Here is a 21346-nt window from a genome sequence, read left to right as displayed (position 1 = left end):
CATTTACATCCGCTTTCAATGGAGTACGATGGCGGCATGAACGAATTCCGCTTTCTTCATGCCGCCGACCTGCATCTCGACAGCCCGCTGCGGGGCCTGGGGGCGCGGTCGGATGAATATGCCCGCCTGATTGGCGATGCCTCGCGCCGGGCTTTTACGGACATGATCGACCTTGCCATCAGCAGTGCCTGCCGCTTTGTGGTGCTGGCAGGCGACGTGTTTGATGGCGACCTGCGCGATGCGCAGTGCGGGCTGTTTTTTGTCAACGGCATGGCGCGGCTGAAGCAGGCGGGTATCCGCGTGTTCATGATTCTGGGCAATCATGATGCCGAGAACCGCTTTGTGCGCCACCTGCACGTGACCGATAACGTGCACCTGTTCGATACCCGCAAGGCCGAAACACAGGTGATGGAGGATCTGGGTGTTGCCGTGCATGGCCGCAGCTTCGGCCGCCGTGATGTGACCGACAATATTGCCCGGCACTATCCCGCCCCGGTGCCCGGCCTGTTCAATATCGGCATCCTGCACACGGCCTGCCAGGGGCGCGAGGGGCATGAGCCTTACGCACCCTGCACGGTCGAGCAGCTGGTCAATCATGGCTACCAGTACTGGGCGCTGGGGCATGTGCATACGCGCGAGATCCTGCATCGCGACCCCTATGTGGTCTATGCGGGCAACCTGCAGGGCCGCCACGCGCGCGAGGGCGGGCCGAAAGGAGCCTCACTGGTGAGCGTGCGCGCGGGCAGCGTGGTGGATGTGGCCCATCAGGTGCTCGACGTGGTGCGCTGGGCCAGCGTGCGGGTTGACCTGTCTACCGCCACCACGCACGGCGAGATGACCGGCCTGATCCGCCATGCAGTCGAGGGCGTGGTGCGCGAAGCAGATGGCCGCCCCATTGCCCTGCGGCTGGAACTGGCAGGCGCAACAGCACTGCATGCGGGGCTGATCCGCAACGCACGTGACCTGACGCTTGAGGTCGAGACCGTTCTGGCCAGCATCTCCGATGAGATCTGGCTCGAACGCCTCAAGGTCCAGACCCATGCGCCTACCATCCGTGCCCCCGTGCCCGATACCTCCACTGGCGGGCGTATTGCCGCCGATATCCGCGCCAGCGCAACACCTGAGGCCCTGCGTGCGGAACTTGATGCCATCCTTGCCGCCGTGATCGACCGCATGCCCGCCCATACCCGCACCGAGGCCCTGCGCGCGGGGCTTGCAGCCGACATACCCGCCCGCGCGGTGGATCTGGCGCTGTCATTGGTGGAAAACCCCGAAGAAAGTCGCGATGCACATTCGTAACCTGCGCATCATCCGCTATGGCGCCATTGAAAATCTGGAACTGGATTTTGGCGCCGTTCCCGGCCTGCATGTCATTCATGGCCCGAACGAGGCCGGCAAAAGCACCACGCTTTCCGCCATGACCGATTTTCTGTTCGGCATTCCCAACCAGTCGGATGCGGGTGCGGTGTTCGGCAATGACAGGATACGGCTGGAGGCCTGCCTCATGCTGGCCAACGGCACCATGCTTGAACTGAGCCGCCGCAAGGGCCGCACCCGCACGCTGGCCAGCCTCGATGGCCAGCCGGTCAGTGATGACGTGCTGGCCCCCGCCCTTGGCGGCATGACGCGCGAGCGCTTTACCGCCCTGTTCGGCCTCAATGATGCAACCCTGCGCAGCGGGGGGGCGGCCCTGCTCAAAGCCAATGGTGATATCGGGCGGCTGATCGTGGAGGCAGGCGGCGGGCTACGTGCCCTCATGACACGCCTGGCCGAGATTGATGAAAAGCGCGCGGCCCTGTTCGCGCCCCGTCGCGCGGCGGAGCGGGCCTTCTACAAGGCTGCCGATGCCTTTCGCGCGGCACAGGACAGACTGAAGGAAGCCTCGCTTACGCATGAGGCCTATACCAGCCATTGCCAGCAGCGTGACGCGGCCCGCCAGCAACGGGCCGATTTCGACCGTGAACAGGCCGAACTACGCCGCCTGCACGCGCGGCTTGAACAGCTTGTAAAAGCCTTGCCCCAGCTCCACGCCCTGACCCTGCTGGAAGCCGAACGCGCAACGCTGGCCGACCTCGACCCGCTGCCCACCGGCATGGGAGCACAAATTACCGCAGCCCTTGATGTCAGTGCCGCCGCCCAGGCCAGCCACGCCGCTGCCTGCACGCAGGCAGAGCGGCTGCAGCGCCAGACGGCTGTTCCACCAGAGCAGGCCCAGCTCATTGCGCAGGGTGCACGCGTGGAGCATGTCATTGCGCTGGGTGAGGTGGTCCGGCGTAATCGCGCGGCCCGGCCCGAACGTGAGGCCAAACGCCAGCAGATCAACCTCAGTCTTGCCAGCCTGCGCCAGTGGCTCAACAAGGGACCGGATGCGGACCTGCGCCAGTTCATGCCCGAGCGCGTGGTGCTTGAAGAAATACGCCAGATGGCCGATGCCCAGATGCAGTGGCGCAATACGGCTACTGCGCTGGAGCAGCGGATCGCTGAGACCGACCTTGCCCTGGCCCGCAAGGCAACCCGCCTCGACACCCTGCGGGGGCAGGGGCACGATCGGCCTGTGGATGCGGATGCCACCGCCTTTGCTGCCCTGCCAGCCGAGATCAGGCGCCTTGAACTGCGCAGGGACAGCCTTGCCGCAATTCAGGAAAGGCTTGATGCGCGGCTCAGAACGCTGGGTGTCGGCTCGGTTGCGGCCCTGCAGGCCCTGCCGTGCCCCGATGCGCAGGCCGTGCGCGAAGCGGGCGCGGAGCAGCAGCGGCTGCACATCCACAATGAGCGCATCACGCAGGCCCTGACCACGGAGCGCGAAAGGCTGGCTACCCTGCGCCCCGAACTTGCGCGGCTTGAGCAAACGGGCAACACCATTACGCCCGAAATGCTGCACGCCGCCCGCGCGCAGCGCGATAGCGCGTGGCATGCCATCCGTGATGGTTATCTGGGTGCGGACACCACCACGCCCTCCGCTACCCGCCAGCATAATGTCACGATGCTGGAGAGTGCCATTACGCAGGCGGACAGCCTGTCACGCCAGTTGCTGGCACAGGCTGACCGCCTTGCCCGCATCGAGGCGCTGCGCCACGACATTGCCCAGTGTAGCGACAGGATCGCCTGCCATGAGCGTAATCTGGATGATACGGCACGGCAGATTGCCCGGCACTGGCAGGCATTCATCACGCCCTTTTCCGTCATCATGGCCCATGCGGCCACGCCTGCGGCACTCGAGGCATTCGTGCAGCAGCGTGGCGATGCGCTGGCCGAGGCCGAACAGGTCGCCACCGAGCACGCGGCTCTTGAGCACGAGCATATCAGGGTGGCCGTGCAGCGTGACGGGCTTGCACATCTGGCCCGCATGCTGGGCGTGGACCCTGACCTGCCGCCCGCCGCCTGCGTGGAGGCCGTGACCCGTGCCCTGCGCCTGCATGCCAGCGCGCATGAGGAATATGACCGGCTGCGGCGTGAACATGATGACCTGATGCCCCAACGCGCTCAGCTTGCCCGGCAGGCTGCGGCACTTGAGGCCGAACGGCAGCAATGGGCCGCCCGCTGGGCACCTGCCATGCAGGCCATTGGCCTGAACGCCGATGCCCTGCCCATGACGGGCCGCAACCTTGCCGATGAATGGGCGGCAGCACCCGCCGCCATTATCCAGTTGACCGAACTCGATGAAGCCACGGCGCAGGCCGCAGCACATGAAGCCGAACTGGCACACGACCTTGACGGGTTGCGCCCTCATCTTGCCCTGAGCCTGCCCACTGACGCGGCACTGGCTGCCCATGAGTTGGAGCAGCACTGGCGCGAGGCCCAGAAGGCCCGCCACCAGCGTGAAGCCCTGCAACCCGAACGCGACAAGGCCAACAATATGGTAGTTCAGGGCGAAGCTGACGTGCAGGCCGCCGCCAGTGTGCTGGAGGCACTTCAGGCCCGCACCCACGCGCAGGGTAATGATGCGCTGCGCCAGCTTGCCACGCGTCTGGCACAACGTGACAAGGTGGCTGAAGCTCACGCACAGGCGCTGCATACCCTGTCCTGCATGACCGATGGCCAGTCTCCCGCAGGGCTTCATGCAGCTCTTGAAGGGCGTGACGGGCCGGAACTTCAGGCGGAAATTGCAGCTCTTCAGGCCCGGCAGGAGCAGTTGGCCGCAGCTCGTGACGATGCCGTGCGTACCGAGCAGCATGCCGAAAGCGCTCTGGCCGCATTCGAACACAATACCGTGGCCCCGCAGGCTGCCGCCCGGCGCGAAGCGGCGATAACCAGCCTGCACCGCATTGTTGAGGAATATGCCGAACTGACCCTGGCGCGTAACCTGATTGCCGCCGCCATGGACCGGGTGCGCGCGCAGGTGCAGGACCCGCTGGTGAGGCAGGCGGGCACGTTTATGGCGCAGGCGACCGGTGGCGCCTTTGGCGGCATACAGACGGAACTCGACGCCAGTAACGAGCCCGTGGTGCGCGGCGTGCGCCCCGATGGCAGCACGGTTGCGGTAAGCGAGATGAGTGCGGGCACGCGCGACCAGCTTTTCCTGGCCTTCCGGCTGGCCAGCGTGGAGACCTATTGCCGTACTACCGAGCCACTGCCGTTTATTGCTGATGACCTGCTGGTGCAGTTTGATGATGCCCGCAGCCACAGCACGCTGAACGTGCTGGCCGAATTTGCGCGTACTACGCAGGTGCTATTGTTCACCCATCATGACAGCATACGCGACATGGCCCGCGCCATGCAGGCCGAAGGCGCTGCGATCAACCTGCTTGAACTGCCTGCGCTGGCCAGCACGCGTCCGGTTGCTGCGATACAGGACTGAAAGCCGCAGGGCGCGCAAACCAGATTCTTGCACAGGTGCTGATACTGTTTTTTTTCAAAAAAGCCGCGCCTGACACAGTTTTTTGCAAAAATGCCATACGGAACGGGTCTGTGGCCGAAAGGGGGGCAGGATGCTACGGCGCGGTATTGCTACCTGTGGCCCATCTGCCGGGCAATGGCACGTTCGGATCGCTCGAACGCAGCCCAGTCCTGCTCGTAGCGGTCGGGCTGGGAGGAGGGTGATGAATCGCCCGCGTAAGGCGCATCCGACCCGGCAGTGAAGCTGCGCGAAGGCGGCATGCCCGCATGGGGCAGGGGGGCGAAATGGTTCAGTGAGGGTGGGGCATAAGCTGGCGCCATAGGGGCGGCAGGCAGGACCACGCTTCCGTTCCAGCCACCGGGCTGGGGCATCTGCGCCCGGGCCACGCAGGCGGGCAGGCAGAGCAGGGCTGTCACGATCAGCCGGAAGGCGAGCATCAGGCGTAAAAAAGGGTAGAAATAAAAACGGCAGGAACCGAAGTTCCTGCCGAGTTCATCAGCCAATCTTGAGATTGACTGCAGAAGACTTGCCGTTACGGCCCCGCTCGAGGTCATACGTCACGGCCTGCCCTTCGGACAGGGTCTGCTGGCCAGCCTGCTCAACGGCAGAAATGTGCACGAAAGCATCGGCGCTTCCGTCATCAGGCTGGATAAATCCAAAGCCCTTCTGGGCGTTGAACCATTTAACTGTTCCTGCGGCCATAATTTGGCCTCCTTAGAATAACCGGCACCCCCACGCGAACATGCATGGGATCGAGACTTTTCGTTTTATCGGGGATGCCATAAGGCCGCTTGGTGTAGCTGCTCTGAAATCTTGTCCGTAGCTGAAAAGTCCAGCCGTGAGGACCTTCCTATAGAGGTTATCCGGAAATAGCACGTAAAATATTCAAAAAATCGGAAATATTTCCGCTACCCCACCGGATAATTGCTCACAGCAGGCACCACTGGCGCATCATGTTATGGTAGATGTTGGTCAGTGACAGCACGGCAGGATCGGCATCCCCCAGCCGTTCGCGCAGCGATGTGACCTGCATGTCGAGGTCGAACATGATCTGCCTGCGGCTCTCTTCCGCAATCATCGACTGCGACCAGAAAAAAGCTGCCAGCCTGCACCCGCGCGTGACCGGGGTTACACTGTGCAGCACCGTGGTGGGGTAGAGAATCATGTCGCCCGCGGGCAGTTTTATGGCCTGCTCGTTGCCATTGGCGTGGATGGTCAGTTCACCGCCGTCATACTCATCAGGGTCGGAGAAGAACAGCGTGGAGGACACATCGGTGCGGATGCGCGTGTGGATGCCGCCTGCAAGGATGCCGCGTATGGCGTTATCGACATGCGCACCAAAGCGCATGCCGCCTTCGTAGCGGTTGAACAGCGGCGGGCTGACCCGGTAGGGCAGCACCGCGCTGTTGAACAGGGCATTGCGCCCGAGCGCGCGCAGCACGATCTCGCCAAGCTCGCGGCACGCCTCGGAATCGCGCGGCAGTTGCAGGTTGTTCTTGGTTTTTGCCGACTGCACGCCTGCCGTCTCGCGGCCATCGGTCCATGTAGCGCCTTGCAGCCGGGCGCGACAATGGGCCAGTTCATCGGCGTTGAGCAGGGCGGGGATGTGCAGCAGCATGGGCTGAAACCTTGGCTGAGGGTTGCGGGTCAGTACTGCGCCGAGATGTTGAACAGGAACGACCGCCCTACGGAAGGGGTGACCCGGTTGGAGAACAGGCTGCCATAATTGAGCCGGTTATCAAGGTTATAGGCGTTCATGGCCACTTTCCAGTTGTTGTTGAAGCGGTGGGCGACCATGGCGTCGAACTCCACCGTGGCGGGTGCGCGGGCGGTGTTGAGCTGGTCAAGCCACACGCCCTGCCGCCAGGTGATGCCGCCGCCAATGGTCATGTTCCACGGCTTGCGTGGTGCGATCTCGTAGCTGGTCCAGGCGGTGGCCTGGTTATGGGGCACGTACTGGATCTGCCCGCCCTGCTTGGATGAGGTGGAACCCGCCTTGGTGATGGTGGGGTCATACAGCGCGTAGGTGCCATAGAACATCCAGTTGGGCAGCAGCGTGCCTGATACGCTGAGTTCAAGCCCCTGGTTGCGCTCCTGGTCGCTCGTTGCACTGACATCGCCCGTGGTGGGGTCGGTCTGGGTGGAGTTGTTTTTCTCCAGCCGGAACAGTGCTGCCGTAAAGCCGATACGGTCGTGGAAGGCGCTGTATTTGGCGCCCACCTCATACAGCCTGCTGCGCTCGGGGGCGGCACTCTGGCTCTTGGAGGTCATCGGCTCGGAACTGTTGGTGACATACAGGCTGAGCGGCGTGGTGGATTCCGACCAGTTGAAATACACCATCAGGTTGTTGCGCGGGGTGTACATCAGGCTGACGGAAGGGTTGATGGTGGTCTCGTTCTGCCCATAGCTCACATCGGGCGTGGCCGTGCTGCCGCCGGTCGCACTGTAGGTGCTGTTCCAGTGATCCCACCGGAAACCCGCTTTGACCGACAGGTTTTTCGTCAGCCACACCTGATCGGACAGGAAGAAGCCCACATCAAGCGCAGAACTGTCCTTGTAGCACTTGCGGCCCACGCCGTTGCCGATATTGACCAGCCGGTTGGGGTACTGGCTGCAGTCGCCCAGCGTCAGGCCGGGCACGTAGGGCGAGGGATTGAGCAGGCTGGTGCTGGGGCGGTTGGAGCCATAGGCGTAGTTCTGGCGGTGATCGGTCACATACTCAATGTCAAACCCGCCAATGATCTCGTGGCGGATATGCCCGGTGTGAAGATGTGCAACACCCGAGAACACATCCTGAATGGACCAGTCGCTCTGCCGGTAAGGCTCGGGGCCGCCCACGCCGCCATTACGCGCCACCTGCGCATTTGCCGCGTTGCCGGACAGGAAATCCGACTGGCATGTGGCCGATGGCACGCTGCCGTTGATCATGTTGTTGTTGTAGGCCGCGCCGGATGACATGTTCGAGCAGGCCTCCTGCGAGGCCGAGAAATAGCGGTGGAAGATGCCGCCGCGCATGTCGTTATACAGCGTGAGCAGGGGGCTGACCTTGGCGGTCAGGCGGCCGGTGATCATGTCATCGCTGGTATTGTCCTGGTCGTAGGTCGTGCCGTACCAGTTGGTGCGCCTGACGCCCCTTTCGGTCACGGGGTAGCCGACGCCACCTTTAGGGGTGACAACCGGCACGCCGTAATCGGGGATGCGGTTGTCGTTCTGGTGGAAGTATTCCAGAACGAACGAGACCTTCTTGCCCAGCCCGAACGCGATGGAGGGCGCAATGCCCCAGCGATGGGAATAGATGTAGTCGCGCCCGACCACGTTGTTCTCGTTGCCCATGCCGGTCAGGCGGAAGGCGGTGGTGCTGTTGATCTGGTAGTTTACATCGAGCGTGCCGCGATAATACGACCCGCTACCGCCCGAGAAGCTGGCCTGATAGCTGTTGCCCAGATGCGGTGTCTTGGTCACGATGTTGATGGCGCCACCCGTGGTGCCATTGCCGAACACCTCCGATGACGGGCCCTTGATGACCGAGACATGGTCATAATAGAAGCTGTCGCGCGCATAGACGCCAAAATCCCGCAGGCCGTTTTCATAAATGTCGTTCTGGGCTGCAAAACCACGGATCAGGAACTGATCGCCCGCCATGCCGCCTTCGCCTTCACCCACCGATGCGGTGATGCCGGGCACGTTTTTCAGCGCCTCATCAAGCGATTTGACATTTTGCTGTTGCATGAGCACCTGCGGCACCACGTTCACGTTCTGGGGCGTGTGCATGGCATCCTGCGGCATGCGGCTCAGGCCGATGGATTCATGCAGAACGTTCATGGGCGAGGCCGTGACGTGGGTTACGTCAAACCCGTGCTCCGCCTCATGGTTATAGGAATCCTGCTTCTGGGTGTGCTTTGGCGTCGCATCGTCTGAAGGCGTGGTGGCCTGCGTATCTGTTGCGGGCACCGTGTCCTGCGCGGCATGCGCGCTGGTGGTGGCGCAGGCGAGGGCCATGGAGGCGGTGAGCAGGGAGAATGGTCTGAGTTTCTGGCGGATGGTTTTATCGGTCATATTGCAACAGCCTCTTAATTGCAGAAGGTTGCAATATCGATTCTGATAATTAGTCGCAATATGACCTCGCGAGCTTTGTTGCAATGTGTCACATAATTGCAACAAATTCGCATTCTCATTCACGGCGCATGAAAAACCCCGCGCCTTTCGGGGCGCGGGGCAGGGCAGGGGCGGCGTGGCTAGAGGTTGGCGATGACCTTCAGCCCCACGAGAGCCGCGTTGGGGATGTGTTTGGTCTCGCCGGGGCGGATCATGTATTCGAATTCAGGCTGCACCAGTATGCCGGGCATGGCGTCAATGGCGTAATAGGCCTCGATGATGTGGGAGTCCGTCTGCGGTGCGCGCACGGTGGCACCGAGCGAATAACCGGCCTCATAACGCAGAATCTGCCCTTCCTCCTTGCGGTGGCTGACATGGTACCATGAATACATGATGCCCAGCCGGTCGGTCACGCGTGATGGAATGACCCCTGCGAATGACAGGCCGCCATAGGCTTCATCCGAGATGGATGTGACATGGGGCGTGTTATGGATGTAGCCCGCCATCAGGTAGCCACCGGCCATCTGGTTGCGCCCGCCCCGGCGGTAGACCATCTGGTCGCCTTCAAACCAGAACATGTCCATCGGCGCCGAGCGCTGGTGGCCTGCGGCCGTGCGCAGGGCCGCGGGCAGGCCGATGCCGATCTCGTCGGGGTAGCGCGTGGTGTCATGTGCGTAGCCCAGTATGTAATGCCCCGGCAGGCGGTTACGGGTCAGGAAGGGCTGCCATGTGAACTCGACCGGCAGCATCACGCCGGTCGCCTTCTCGCTGCCCCACGCCCAGCCGCTGGGGTTGTCGGTCAGCGCATTGACCGAATAGGCACCGAACTGGATGGCTGTGTCACGCGTGGGGCGCAGGCGCAGGCGGCTGCCCCATGTGGCCTTGGGGTAGACCGAAAAGCCGGGGTCGAGCTTGAGCGCCACGGGGGCCGAGCAGGTGACCATGAACGAGCACAGCAGCGGTGAGGTGGCAAAGACATGGGTCAGCGCCATGCGGCCGAAGCTGATGTCGAGATGGTTGTTCAGCAGTTTCTTTTCAGCATAGAAATCAACCAGATGCGCCACCACGTTGCCCGACAGGCCATACACTTCCTGCAGGTTGACGTAATATTCGCCCACCCGGTCATGGCTCACGGCGCGGCCTGCGCGTTCCATCACCAGCGTATGGACTGACCAGCCCTTGATTCCGGCCATTTTCTCCAGGTCGAAGTTCACCTGCGCGGTCAGTTCATGCACGTAGCTCATGCCGCGCTGCACGCCGCCATCAATCACGCCCATCGCCTCGCCCTTGTAGGTAAAGGCGAAGCTCACGCCGTGGTCGCGCAGGCGCCTGCGCAGCGGGTCGAGCAGCGGCACGAGGTGGCCGCTGCCTGCGGTGGGTACGTAGTATGGGTCTTCCAGGTCGCTGTCATGCTGGGCATCGATCCAGCCGGGCAGCAGCCCGGAAGGACCTTCATGGCGGGTCAGCGCATCGAGTTCGATCTGGTGGAAAGCCTTGTTGTCACCGGGGCTGCTGACGGGAGCCACGCTCATGGTGGCAAGACCCGCAGACGGGAAGGCCGGCACGCCGCTAGGCGGGATGGGCGTGTTGGGCGGCCTGCGGATGGCCTGTGGCTGGGGGCCAAGCCGCTCGGCATCGAGGCGCATGCTGATCTGTTCCTCCTGCGTCATGCCAACGGAGGGCATGGCCGAGACCGCGCCAGGCGCCATGATGGAGGGCACCGGCTTCATGCCGGGGTCAACCGCCTGGGCATGGGTCTGCTGGGCCGGGGCCAGCGCGGTGGCGCCTGCGGCCAGCAGCCATCCCCAGCCGGGAGGAAACGGCGCGCGCGCACGCCCATTGGCGCGCGGGGAGATATGTCTTGTCATGTCTGTCGATTTTCTCGCGGCCCGGTCCATCATGGGACGGGGCAGGAATGCCGGGAAAAAAGGATGCAAGCCTCAGCCGGGAGGCTGGACCATGAACGTGGCGGGAAAAACGACAGGCGCGCTATTGCGCGGGAGGGACTGGATCATGATTTGAGACACCATTGTTCTTGTTTTTTTAGAAGATTGTTTAAAACAAACCGCCGGTAAGAATGAAAGTTTTCAGATCCCGTCTTTTTCAGGGCGGTGTTGTGGCAACGCTTGCCTGAAAGCACTTCATTCGGCCGCCGTGCGGCCTGCAGGCGTTTGTGGGCAGGCTTTTCCAGACAATCTCCAAGCTTTAGAGGAGAATGGACTAAAATTATAAAATTGTCAAACAAGCAATAACTATATTAATTTTGCAGCGCACAAATTGTAATTTTATTTCGCAATTCATTCTGGTTTCCGCTGCTCTCCCATTCATGGTATCGCGCCTGTGGTGCCGTGGGGCAGGCTCGCGTAAGGGGGAGAAGGGTGTGTCGGCGCTTGTGCTTGTGGTGATGGGTTTTGCGGCGGGAGCGCTGCTTGGGGGGTACGGCGCGTGGCGTTATGGCGCGGCGGGGCGGCTGTCGGGCTACCCGGTGCGCCTGCAGGCCGAACCCGTGGGCGTGGATGAGGATACGGTGCAGGTCGATGACCTGCCCGTGTCGCTGCTGGTGCTGGCGCGGGGTGGGCGGCTTTTGCATGCCGGTGCCCGCGCGCAGGTGGAATTTGCCGAGGGCCTGGGCATGTTGGTGCGCCACCCCGCACTCCAGCGCGCCGTGGCCGAACTGCGCCCCGGCGGGGTGACGGAGGTCACCATCGAGGCCGATGTGCCGGTGCGCCGCGTGGTGCAGGCTTTTGTCAGGGCAGGGGTATGGCACGGGCAGCCCGCCTGCGTTGTGGTGCTGCTTGATGCCACGGCGCGTGACGCGCTCGATCGCGCACGCAGTGATTTCGTGGCCCATGCCAGCCATGAACTGCGCACGCCGCTTGCCGCCCTGATCGGCTTTATCGAGACCCTGCAGGGCCCGGCCGCCAATGATGCCACGGCGCGGCACAAGTTCCTTGCCATCATGGCCCGGCAGGCCAGCCGCATGCAGCGCCTGATCGACCGGCTGCTCTACCTCTCGCGCGTGCAGATGCTCGAGCACCAGCGCCCGCAGGGCATGATTGCGGTGGCCGACCTGTTTGCCCGCTTCAATGATGAGGTGCAGGGCAAGCCTGAGGCTGATCGCGCTGCCCTGGTGCTGCACCCCGCCCCCGCAGGCACGTTGCGCGGCGATGCGGACCAGATATTGCAGGTGCTGGTCAATCTGAGCGAGAACGCCCTGCGTTATGGCAGGCCGCAGCCGCCAGCCGAACCGCGTATCGAAATCGCGGCGCAATGGCAGGAGAATGGCGGCCTGCTGCTCTCGGTGCGTGATAACGGGCCGGGTATCGCGCCACAGCACCTGCCGCGCCTGACCGAGCGGTTCTACCGTGTCTCGCCCGCGCCGGGGGCAGGCGGCGAGCAGGGCACGGGGCTTGGGCTGGCCATCGTGCGCCATATCGTTGACCGGCATGGCGGGCGGCTCGATATCACCAGCGCGCCGGGGCAGGGTACCTGCTGCACGGTATGGCTGCCGGGCAGCGCGAATGCCCTATAATTATCGATCCTGACCGAGACCGAACTGGTGTCCGACATCTGGCAATGGGTCGGGCCGTTGCGGTACGAATGGCACGTGCAGGCGGCAGACCCGGTTGCGGCGGTGGAGAGCGGCGATGTGTGTCTTTTCTATCGCGCCCCGACCCATCCCGGCTGATCGGGCCTATGTGCCGAAATAGGCCTGCCGCAGCTCCTTGCGCACGAAATCAAGGAACAGCCTCGTGCGTGAGGGCAGATGCGTGCGCGAGGGGTAGACCGCGCACAGGGTCACATCCTCCCACCTGTAGGTGCTGAGGCATTCGATCAGCCTGCCGCATTTCAGGTCATCGGCAATGTCCCACAGTACTTTCAGCGCAATGCCGCGCCCGCTCACCGCCCAGTCATGCACAACCTCGCTGCTTGATGTGGCAAGGCGGGGGGTGACATGCACTTCCTTGCGGGCCTTGCCATCAAAATACACCCATTCATTAAAGATGCGCTGGCGGCGGATCAGGCAGATGCAGTCGTGCTTGAGCAGGTCGTGCGGGGTGGCAGGCAGGCCCTTGCGGTCACGGTATTCGGGCGAGGCGCACACCACGCGGCGGCTGTTGATCAGGCTGGTGGTCATCACCTCCTGATCGGGCGGCATGCCGGGGCGGATGGCAATGTCCAGCCCGTCATCAATCACATCCAGCCCGGCATCGGACAGGGTGAGGTGCACGGTCACCTCGGGGTACTGCTCCACAAAGGCTGCCACTACGCCCGCAAGCATCTTGCGCCCGATCTCTGATGGCACGCCCACGCGCAGCAGCCCGCGCGGAATGCCTGCGCGTGCCGTCAGTTCGGCTTCCGCCTCTTCTACTTCCTGCATGATGCGCACGGCATGCTCGTGCAGGCGCTGCCCTTCGGCCGTGAGCGCGAAATGGCGCGAGGTACGGGTGACCAGCCGCGTGCCCAGCCGGGCCTCCATGGTGCTCAGCCTGCGGCTCATGGCAGCAGGCGAGAGGCCCATGGCGCGCGCGCACCCCGCAATGCTGCCCGCCGCGGCAAGGATGCAGAAAAATCTCAGGTCACTGATCTCGTCGGGCAACTGGCGGCTCCATGATTGCGTTTGGCGTACGGTTGGCGTGCACACCCATGCCCTACACGAAGATGTGCAGATCCGTATCCTGCGCCTCTTTCAATCGTTATCACAATGTCGGGTCATTATGTCGGATACAGCGCGGGCCATGCTTTCCTCTTCCCTCAAAACGGCTTTATCTGGCAGGGAACTTCTGGATTGCCCTGTGCTGAACAAGGGAAATGCATTTGACAGGCGCGAACGTGACCTGTTCGGGCTGCATGGCTTTCTGCCTGCATCCGTCGCTACCCTGGCCGAGCAGGCCGACCTTGCCCGCGCACGCCTCGCCGCCCTGCCGGACAATTTTGCGCGACATATTGCGCTACGCGAAATCCAGGACCGGAACGAAACGCTTTTCTACGCCATTATCGACGAGGCGCTCGAAGCCTGGCTGCCCATCATCTACACCCCCGCCATTGGCCGGGCATGCCGTGAGTTCAGCCATATCTGGACCCGCCCGCGCGGCCTGTTCCTGAGCTATGCCGACCACCGCGGCCGCATTGCCGAGATCCTGGCCAACCCGCAGTTTGATGGCGTCCGCGTGATCGTGGTGAGCGATGGCGGCAGCATCCTTGGCATTGGCGACCAGGGGGCCAATGGCATGGGCATCCCCATTGGCAAGCTCTCGCTCTATACCGCATGTGGCGGCCTCGATCCCGCCCGCGCGCTGCCCATCCTGCTCGATATGGGCACCGATAACGAGACCCTGCTGGCCGACCCCGAATATATCGGCTGGCGGCACGCCCGCGTGCGGGGTGCGGAATATGATGCCTTCATTGCCGAATTCGTGCAGGCGGTGAACGCGCGCTGGCCCAACATTGCCCTGCATTGGGAAGATCTTTCAGGTGCTGACGCGCTACGCATCCTGCGCCGTTATCGCGGCGAGATGTGCACCTATAACGATGACATTCAGGGCACGGCGGGGGTAACCGCCGGTGCGCTGCTTGCGGCCATCAGGGCCGGAGGCGCACCGCTCGATGCGCAGAAGATCGTCATTTTTGGCGCGGGTGGCGCCGGTTGTGGCATTGCCGACCTGCTGGTGCAGATGATGGTGGCAGGCGGCATGACGGCGCAGGAGGCCAGCCGCCGTTTCTTCATGGTTGATATCAACGGCCTCGTGCGTGAAGGCATGCCGGGTGTGACCGAAGGCCAGCAGCCTTTCGCCCAGCCTGCCGATGTGGCGGCGGGCTGGCGCGTGGATGATGCCGCCCACATTACGCTGGCCGAGGTCATGGCCCATGTACAGCCCACCATGCTGATCGGCACATCAGGGCAGGGCGGGGCGTTCACGCGCGAGATCGTGGCCCCGATGGCGCAGCAGGCGGCGCGGCCCGTCATCTTCGCGCTGTCCAACCCCACCGCCAATATCGAGGCCACGCCCGCCGACCTGCTGGCCTGGACGCAGGGGCGCGCCATCATCGGCACGGGTGGCCCGTTTGCGCCGGTGGAATATGCCGGTCGCCTGCGCCCGGTTGACCAGATCAACAATTCCTACGTCTTTCCCGGCGTGGGGCTCGCAGTGGTGGCCGGTGGCATCACGCGCATGACCGATGGCATGTTCCTTGCCGCCGCCCATGCGCTTGCCGCCCTCTCGCCCGCAGCCAAGGCGGCTGACCCCACGACCGCGCCGCTGCTGCCACCGGTATCGGAACTGCGGCTTGTCGCCACTACCGTGGCCCGCGCCGTTATCATGCAGGGGCAGAAGGAAGGCGTGGCCCCGCAGGCCGCCGACCACGATGTTGAGACCGCCCTGCGTGATGCGGTATGGACCGCCCGCTATCGCCCGTACGAGAAAGCCTGAATTCCGGTATTTTCACATGGAATTGCGTGTAGGCGATCTCATGCCGTCCTGTTTCAGGAATGCGGCGTTTTAATGCGGCGTCGTGTCAGACGCATTGGCACGACAGCCCCGTGCCTGGCAGGCGGGCACACGTACAGGTTTTGCATCAAGACAATGCCTGCTGCCGTGACGTTACCCTGCCCATGCGCCCCAGCCCGATGTGGAGCCGCGTCCTGAGGCCACCATGCATGCGCATCAGGGCAGCCCGTGCGGGGATGGGCTGCGACCAGCCCTGCCGGGGTCGGGCGGCCTAGATGGATCTGTCCCGCTTGCTCATGCCCAACCCGGTTGCCCGCCTGCGCTGGCCGTGGGCGATGGACTGGCTGCGCTGGCTGCTCTGCCCCACGCCGCAGGCCGTGGGCTTTGCGCTGCGCAATACGGCAGCCTCGCTCATAGCGCTTGCCATTGCGCTGTGGATGGAACTCGACAGCCCGCAATGGGCGGTCGCCACCGTGTGGTCGGTCGCCCAGGTGCGGCGTGGGGAGAGCATGTCCAAGGCGCGGTGGCGCATTGTGGGCACGCTGGTCGGCGCGGTGGCGGCCGTGGTGTTCATCGGGGCCTTTCCGCAGCAGTCATGGCTGTTTTTTCCCGCCGTTGCGACATGGATCGGGCTGTGCAGCTTTCTGGCCACGTTCTGCCTCAACTTCCGCTCCTATGCGTTCGTGCTGTCGGGCTATACGTGCTCGATCATTGCGGTGGCGGCGGCATCCGAGCCCGATAACGTGTTTTTCATCGCCATGTCGCGCGCCAGCTATATCGTGCTGGGCGTGGTGTGTGAGGCGGCGATGGGGGTGCTGTTCACTTTCAACCTTGCCACGCGCGCGCAGGCCACCATGGTGGGGCAGGTGGAAAACGTGCTGCACCGGCTCGGTGGCCTGCTACGCGAGATCGTGCTGCATGAGCGTGACACACTGGTCCATGCCGGTGAGTTTTCCGGCATGCTGATATCGGTGCATCAGGGGCTGGAGTTTCCGGCTATCGAGATGGGGCGGCAGGTGCATGCGGGCGATCATGCCCGCGCGGTGCTGGCCGAGGTCTCTATTCTGGTCACCCGCCTTGTCGGCCTGTCTGGCGGCGCGGAGCGGGCCATGCTGGCCGATGATGCAGCCCTGGCCGATACACGCGGGCAACTGCTGCATCTGTGTGACCGGCTGGCCGCCTGCCGCCTTGAGGCAGGCGCGCTGGATGATCTCTACGAGCAGGTCACGCATCTGCGCACCCTGTTCGAACAGCGTGCCGCACGCGGTGCGCACGAGATGGCCCGCGTGACCCATGGCGTGCTGGCCGCCACCATGGATGACCTGCAGATAGCGCTTGACCACGCCTATGCCATTTTCAGCCCGCCACCGCATGACCGCTTCCGCTTTCACCTTGGCGGCCACCGTGATATCCGCCTCGCATTCCATAACGGGCTGCGCGGAGCTGTGGCCATCATGCTCGCCGCCCTTGTGTATGAATGCACGGCCTGGCCGGGTGGCATGGGGTTCATTGCCATCACCACGCTGGTGTGCGGGCTGTTCGCCACGCGTGAGAACCCGGTCGTGGCCACGACGCGCTTCCTGTCAGGTGCGGTATGGTCCGCCGTGGCGGCGGGGTGCCTCAGCCTGTGGCTGATACCCTATCTGAGCGATTATGAGGAACTGGCCTTCGTGCTGGGCCTCTTCCTGTTCGTGGGCGGGCTTGCCAAGTGCAACCGGGGCACGGCGGGGGCGGCTGCGGCCTACGGGCTGCTCATGCCCAACCTGCTCATGACCGGCAACCAGAGCCGGGTGGATGAGATCGCCTTCCTCAACAACGCGCTGCACACGGTGCTGGCGGTCGGGCTGAGCGTGCTGGTGTTCCGGCTTGTGCTGCCCTTCAGGGCGCGGGCCGAGCGGCTGCGTTTTGGCGCGCATATGCGGGGTGAACTGCGGCGGCTGTGCCTCGTGCCCCTACCGCCCTCGCCCCAGTGGTGGATCGGCACGAGCGTTGACCGGATCGGGCGCATGGTGCGCCACGCGGCGCAGGCGGGCGATCATACGGCAGGCGGCGGCATTCGGCTCATGCTCATGTTCTCCTCCGTGGGGCTGAACATCCTGCTGCTGCGCGGGCTCAAGCGCCAGCGGCGCGATGAAGCGACGGACATCATCACCACCCTGCTGCGTGCGTTGGTGCGCTACCGGCCCATCAGCCCGCGCGGGGTAGCCGTGGTGCGGGCGGCGCGCAGGCGGCTGGCGCGGCTGGAAAAAGCCGACCCCGGCAATGGAAGGCTGCTTGAGGTGCTGGCCTGCCTTGATGGCATTGCCCGCACGGCCACGGCCTGCCTGAGCGCGATGGAAGCCGGGGTGGAATGATATTCCGCCTGCATGCTGGTGCATGAGACCAAGAATTTTTTACTGATTTTGATAAAGCTGCGGATTGGTCAAATCCGGTTTTTTAGGATAATCGCAACGCATCCGGTCCGGTTCGGCCAAGGGGGAGACGCACGGAGCATGAGAAAACGCTATGATCTCGACCTGCTCCGCAGCCTTCAGGCCCTGATCGAGGAGGAAGGCGTCTCGCACGCGGCGCGCAGGCTGCAGATGAGCGAGGCCGCCATGAGCCGCAGCCTTGCCAAGCTGCGCGTGGTGTTCAATGACCCGATTCTGGTCGCATCGGGGCGGCGCATGGTGGTGACCACCTTTGCACTCGGCCTGCGTGAGCGGCTGCGCGCCATTGTCGATGGTGCTGATTCACTGCTTGAAGAGCAGGACACCCCTGATATTGCCAGCCTGTCGCCGCATTTCATGCTGCGTGCCAATGACCTGATCGTGGGCGCGTTTGGCGCGGCCATCCTTGCTGCCCTGCGCCATGACTGCCCCGGCTGCACCCTGACCTTCGTGCCCGAAACGGATGATGAACCCAGCAACGACCTGCGCGAAGGGCATATCGACCTGTATCTCGGCGCCTCGGATGACATGCGGCCCGAAATACGCCGCCAGAGCATCTTCCCCACCGCGTTCCGCGCCCTCGTGCGGGCCGACCACCCCATTCTGGCGGAAGGGATCACGCCGGAAGCCATCGCGCGGTATGAGCATATCAGCGTATCGCGCCGTGGCAGGCTGCATGGGCCGATCGATGCCGTGCTCAAGGAGCAGTTCGGCCTGCGGCGGCGCGTGGTGATGGTGGTGCCGACCTATTACGCCATGGTCGAGACCCTGCGCATGACCGACATGATCCTGCCGCTGCCAGGCATCGCCATCGACTACCTGCCCATCCGCTCGATGCACCTCGCTGCGTTCGAATTTCCCTTCGCGCTGCCTACGGTGCATTCCTTTCAGGCATGGCACCCACGGCGCGATGGCGATCCGGTGCATCGCTGGCTGCGCAACACGGTCTATCGTGTCGTGCGCGAACGTGGTGGCGAACTGCCGGAGGGGTTTACGCCCCCGGCAGGCCCCTGAAGGATTACTGCCCGTAACGCACGATGCCCAGATCTTCATGCGGGATGTCGGGCATGCGGCCGGAGATGATGTCCGCCAGAACCTTGCCCGAGCCGCAGGCCATGGTCCAGCCCAGCGTGCCGTGGCCGGTGTTGAGGAACAGGTTGTCATATTTCGTGCGGCCGATGATGGGGGTGCCATCGGGCGTCATGGGGCGCAGGCCGGTCCAGAAGCGCGCGGCGGGGATGTTGCCGCCACCGGGGAAGAGGTCGGTCACCGAATGCTCCAGCGTTTCGCGGCGCGGCGCGCGCAGCCTGGTGCTGAAGCCCGCGAGTTCCGCCGTGCCGCCAATGCGGATGCGGCTGCCAAGGCGGGTGATGCCGATCTTGAAGGTCTCGTCCATGATGGTCGAGACCGGGGCGCGCTGTTCGTTCACGATATCGGCGGTGAGCGAGTAGCCCTTGACCGGATAGATCGGCAGGTCAAGCCCAAGGCGGCGCACCATGGCGGGCGAGTAACTGCCAAGCGACACGACATAGGAATCCGCCACCATCCGGCCCCGGCTGGTCTCGATGCCGGTAATGCGGCCGCCTTCGGATGTCATGGCGCGGATGCTTGTATCGTAATGGAAAGTGACACCGGCTTGGGCCGCCTTGGCGGCAAGGCGCTGGGTGAACAGGAAGGCATCGCCCGTCTCGTCACCCGGCAGGCGCAGCCCGCCCACGATTTTATGCGCCGATGCGGCCAGCCCCGGCTCGGCCTCCACGCAACCTTCACGCGTGAGCACCTGATAGGGCACGTTATACTGCTCGAGCACGCGGATATCGCCTGCAATGCCGTCAAGCTGCTTTTGGGTGCGGAACACCTGCAGCGTGCCCTGCTGGCGGTCATCGTAGGTGATGGCGGTGGTGGCGCGCAGGTCCATCATCATGTCGCGGCTGTATTCCGCAATGCGCACCATGCGGCCTTTGTTGCGGTTATAGGCGGTGGTGGTGCAGTTCTCGAGCATCTGCACCAGCCACTTCCACAGATGCGGGTCGGGCATGGGCCAGAACACGAAGGGGCGATACTTCATCAGCAGCCACTTGATGGACTTGAACGGCACGCCCGGCCCCGCCCATGGCGAGGAATAGCCCGGCGAGACCTGCCCGGCATTGGCAAAGCTGGTTTCAAGCCCGGCTTCGGGCTGGCGGTCTACAACCGTGACCTCATGGCCCGCCTGCGCGAGATACCATGCCGATGTCACGCCAACGACACCACTACCCAGTACGATGATTTTCATTACACGGAGGCCTTGTTCTGGCGGGGAGAAGCATCGCACGCGACAGGCTGCCGGTATGTGCGATGGAAACGCGAACCCAGTGCGGTCAGCACTTCGTAGCCGATGGTGCCCGCGTCACGGGCCACGTCGTCCACGCTGCGGCGCGGGCCGATCATGTCCACATGCGTTGCGGCATCAAGCACGCTTTCGGGCACGTCATTGACATCCACCGTGGTGGAATCCATGGAAATGCGCCCCAGGATGGGCAGCCGGTAGTCACCAAGCCACGCGCAGCCGCCGCCTTTTGCTCCGCTGCGCAGGAAGCCATCGGCATAGCCTATGCCCAGGGTTGCAATGCGCCGGGGGCCGGTAGCATGCCATGTCAGGCCGTAACCCACGCCATCCCCCGCGCCGATGGCGCGGCGCTGCACGATGCGCGCGCGTAGCCTGACCGTGGGGCGCAGCGGGTTGGGAGCCTGCGCGTTGGGGGCGAGGCCATATAGCGCCGCGCCGGGGCGCACGAGGTTGAAATGATAGTCCGGCCCAAGAAAGATGCCCGATGAGGCCGAAAGCGCCCATGGGGCCGCGGGCAGCCGGGCCGCCATGGCGCGCAGCCGGTCACGCTGCATGGCGTTGGCCGGGTTTTCGGGCGTGTCGGCGCAGGCAAGATGGCTCATGACCAGTCTGGTGTCGATGCCAGCAAGCAGGGCGGGGGTCTGTGCCAGTGTGGTGACATCCGCCTCCGACAGGCCAAAGCGTGACATGCCGGTATCAACCTGCAGGGCGGCGGGCAGCACTTTTTGCGCCTGTGCCGCATGGGTGCGCCAGCCGGCCACCTGCTCCATGCTGTTGAGCACGGGCAGCAGGGCGTGGCGGGTGAACAGCGCCTCGGTGCCGGGCATGGGGCCATGCAGCACAAAGATCCGTGCCGTGGTCGAGACATGCGGGCGCAGGCGGATGCCTTCTTCCAGATGGGCGACAAAGAAAACCCGCGCCCCGGCCTGTTCCAGCACGGGGGCGAGCCTGTCAGCGCCCAGGCCATAGGCATCGGCCTTGACTACGGCCGCACAGGTGGCGGCGCCCGTGCGGGCATCGAGCAGGCGGTAATTGGCGGCGATGGCGTCCAGATCGATTTCCAGCGTGGCGCCAGCACTGTCAAGGGCCCAGCCTGAAGCCAGGGGCCGGGGGAAGGGCAGGTCAGGCATGGCACGCTTACTCCATCGGGCGGAACATGACTGATCGTATGCGTGTGGTAACAAAATGTCCTGTCGTTTTGTGCATG

At 63.9% G+C, this 21346-nt stretch carries 15 protein-coding genes; 7 read left to right on the top strand and 8 right to left on the bottom strand.

The features are described from left to right. Nucleotides 1–36 precede the first annotated feature (36 nt). Together FMA36_RS15205 and FMA36_RS15200 are read left to right on the top strand one after the other, a co-directional pair. Nucleotides 37–1299: a metallophosphoesterase family protein gene (locus tag FMA36_RS15205; RefSeq protein ID WP_240906398.1), complete on the top strand. Its 1263-nt coding sequence runs from the start codon at nucleotides 37–39 to the stop codon at nucleotides 1297–1299. After that, nucleotides 1286–4798, top strand: a complete 3513-nt coding sequence (locus tag FMA36_RS15200) for a YhaN family protein (protein WP_159263139.1) — start codon at nucleotides 1286–1288, stop codon at nucleotides 4796–4798. The genes FMA36_RS15205 and FMA36_RS15200 overlap by 14 nt, the downstream gene beginning before the upstream one ends. A 149-nt stretch (nucleotides 4799–4947) precedes the next feature. Here FMA36_RS15200 and FMA36_RS15195 read toward each other — a convergent pair whose 3' ends face one another. The 5 genes from FMA36_RS15195 to FMA36_RS15175 all read right to left on the bottom strand — a co-directional run bounded on the left by FMA36_RS15195 (nucleotide 4948) and on the right by FMA36_RS15175 (nucleotide 10800). Next, nucleotides 4948–5274, bottom strand: coding sequence for a hypothetical protein (locus FMA36_RS15195; RefSeq protein ID WP_240906397.1), 327 nt, complete (start codon nucleotides 5272–5274; stop codon nucleotides 4948–4950). Nucleotides 5275–5332: 58 nt separating this feature from the next. Further along, entirely contained in the window at nucleotides 5333–5539 is a 207-nt protein-coding gene (locus FMA36_RS15190; RefSeq protein ID WP_061271879.1) for a cold-shock protein, read from the bottom strand. A gap of 226 nt (nucleotides 5540–5765) precedes the next feature. Beyond that, entirely contained in the window at nucleotides 5766–6455 is a 690-nt protein-coding gene (locus FMA36_RS15185) for a Fe2+-dependent dioxygenase (RefSeq protein ID WP_159263137.1), read from the bottom strand. Nucleotides 6456–6484: 29 nt separating this feature from the next. Further along, on the bottom strand, nucleotides 6485–8893 hold the full coding sequence (locus FMA36_RS15180) for a TonB-dependent receptor (protein WP_159263136.1): 2409 nt from the start codon (nucleotides 8891–8893) through the stop codon (nucleotides 6485–6487). 179 nt (nucleotides 8894–9072) lie between these two features. Then, nucleotides 9073–10800, bottom strand: a complete 1728-nt coding sequence (locus tag FMA36_RS15175) for a carbohydrate porin (protein WP_159263135.1) — start codon at nucleotides 10798–10800, stop codon at nucleotides 9073–9075. A 458-nt stretch (nucleotides 10801–11258) separates the two neighbouring features. Between FMA36_RS15175 and FMA36_RS15170 the strand changes: the two genes are divergently transcribed. Beyond that, on the top strand, nucleotides 11259–12464 hold the full coding sequence (locus FMA36_RS15170; protein WP_159263134.1) for a sensor histidine kinase: 1206 nt from the start codon (nucleotides 11259–11261) through the stop codon (nucleotides 12462–12464). Nucleotides 12465–12491: 27 nt separating this feature from the next. Then, on the top strand, nucleotides 12492–12620 hold the full coding sequence (locus FMA36_RS19790; protein WP_276612589.1) for a hypothetical protein: 129 nt from the start codon (nucleotides 12492–12494) through the stop codon (nucleotides 12618–12620). A gap of 6 nt (nucleotides 12621–12626) precedes the next feature. Here the strand turns inward: FMA36_RS19790 and FMA36_RS15165 are convergent, their stop codons facing one another. Next, nucleotides 12627–13532, bottom strand: a complete 906-nt coding sequence (locus FMA36_RS15165) for a LysR family transcriptional regulator (protein ID WP_159263133.1) — start codon at nucleotides 13530–13532, stop codon at nucleotides 12627–12629. Nucleotides 13533–13650: 118 nt separating this feature from the next. On the opposite strand from FMA36_RS15165, the gene FMA36_RS15160 reads away from it, so the two are divergent. The 3 genes from FMA36_RS15160 to FMA36_RS15150 all read left to right on the top strand — a co-directional run bounded on the left by FMA36_RS15160 (nucleotide 13651) and on the right by FMA36_RS15150 (nucleotide 18824). Next, a complete protein-coding gene (locus FMA36_RS15160; protein WP_159263132.1) occupies nucleotides 13651–15363 on the top strand; it encodes an NAD-dependent malic enzyme in 1713 nt (570 codons plus the stop codon). A gap of 293 nt (nucleotides 15364–15656) precedes the next feature. After that, nucleotides 15657–17735, top strand: coding sequence for an FUSC family protein (locus FMA36_RS15155; RefSeq protein ID WP_159263131.1), 2079 nt, complete (start codon nucleotides 15657–15659; stop codon nucleotides 17733–17735). A gap of 138 nt (nucleotides 17736–17873) precedes the next feature. Continuing rightward, entirely contained in the window at nucleotides 17874–18824 is a 951-nt protein-coding gene (locus FMA36_RS15150; protein ID WP_159263130.1) for a LysR family transcriptional regulator, read from the top strand. Nucleotides 18825–18828: 4 nt separating this feature from the next. Here FMA36_RS15150 and FMA36_RS15145 read toward each other — a convergent pair whose 3' ends face one another. Both FMA36_RS15145 and alr read right to left on the bottom strand, forming a co-directional pair. Continuing rightward, on the bottom strand, nucleotides 18829–20085 hold the full coding sequence (locus FMA36_RS15145; protein WP_159263129.1) for a D-amino acid dehydrogenase: 1257 nt from the start codon (nucleotides 20083–20085) through the stop codon (nucleotides 18829–18831). Next, nucleotides 20085–21269, bottom strand: coding sequence for an alanine racemase (gene alr, locus FMA36_RS15140; protein WP_159263128.1), 1185 nt, complete (start codon nucleotides 21267–21269; stop codon nucleotides 20085–20087). The genes FMA36_RS15145 and alr overlap by 1 nt, the downstream gene beginning before the upstream one ends. Nucleotides 21270–21346: the final 77 nt, after the last annotated feature.

The sequence above is a fragment of the Komagataeibacter xylinus genome, from assembly GCF_009834365.1.
Classification (GTDB): Bacteria; Pseudomonadota; Alphaproteobacteria; order Acetobacterales; family Acetobacteraceae; genus Komagataeibacter; species Komagataeibacter xylinus_D.
This window is presented reverse-complemented; position numbering and strand designations above follow the sequence as displayed.

Excerpts from the sequence above, each read along its gene's own strand:
- FMA36_RS15155 (WP_159263131.1), top strand. The coding sequence starts at position 15,657 with ATGGATCTGTCCCGCTTGCTCATGCCCAACCCGGTTGCCCGCCTGCGC.
- FMA36_RS15180 (WP_159263136.1), bottom strand. The coding sequence starts at position 8,893 with ATGACCGATAAAACCATCCGCCAGAAACTCAGACCATTCTCCCTGCTC.
- FMA36_RS15170 (WP_159263134.1), top strand. The coding sequence starts at position 11,259 with ATGGTATCGCGCCTGTGGTGCCGTGGGGCAGGCTCGCGTAAGGGGGAG.
- alr (WP_159263128.1), bottom strand. The coding sequence starts at position 21,269 with ATGCCTGACCTGCCCTTCCCCCGGCCCCTGGCTTCAGGCTGGGCCCTT.
- FMA36_RS15200 (WP_159263139.1), top strand. The coding sequence starts at position 1,286 with ATGCACATTCGTAACCTGCGCATCATCCGCTATGGCGCCATTGAAAAT.
- FMA36_RS15195 (WP_240906397.1), bottom strand. The coding sequence starts at position 5,274 with ATGCTCGCCTTCCGGCTGATCGTGACAGCCCTGCTCTGCCTGCCCGCC.
- FMA36_RS15150 (WP_159263130.1), top strand. The coding sequence starts at position 17,874 with ATGAGAAAACGCTATGATCTCGACCTGCTCCGCAGCCTTCAGGCCCTG.
- FMA36_RS15175 (WP_159263135.1), bottom strand. The coding sequence starts at position 10,800 with ATGACAAGACATATCTCCCCGCGCGCCAATGGGCGTGCGCGCGCGCCG.
- FMA36_RS15160 (WP_159263132.1), top strand. The coding sequence starts at position 13,651 with ATGTCGGATACAGCGCGGGCCATGCTTTCCTCTTCCCTCAAAACGGCT.
- FMA36_RS15190 (WP_061271879.1), bottom strand. The coding sequence starts at position 5,539 with ATGGCCGCAGGAACAGTTAAATGGTTCAACGCCCAGAAGGGCTTTGGA.
- FMA36_RS15145 (WP_159263129.1), bottom strand. The coding sequence starts at position 20,085 with ATGAAAATCATCGTACTGGGTAGTGGTGTCGTTGGCGTGACATCGGCA.
- FMA36_RS15185 (WP_159263137.1), bottom strand. The coding sequence starts at position 6,455 with ATGCTGCTGCACATCCCCGCCCTGCTCAACGCCGATGAACTGGCCCAT.
- FMA36_RS15205 (WP_240906398.1), top strand. The coding sequence starts at position 37 with ATGAACGAATTCCGCTTTCTTCATGCCGCCGACCTGCATCTCGACAGC.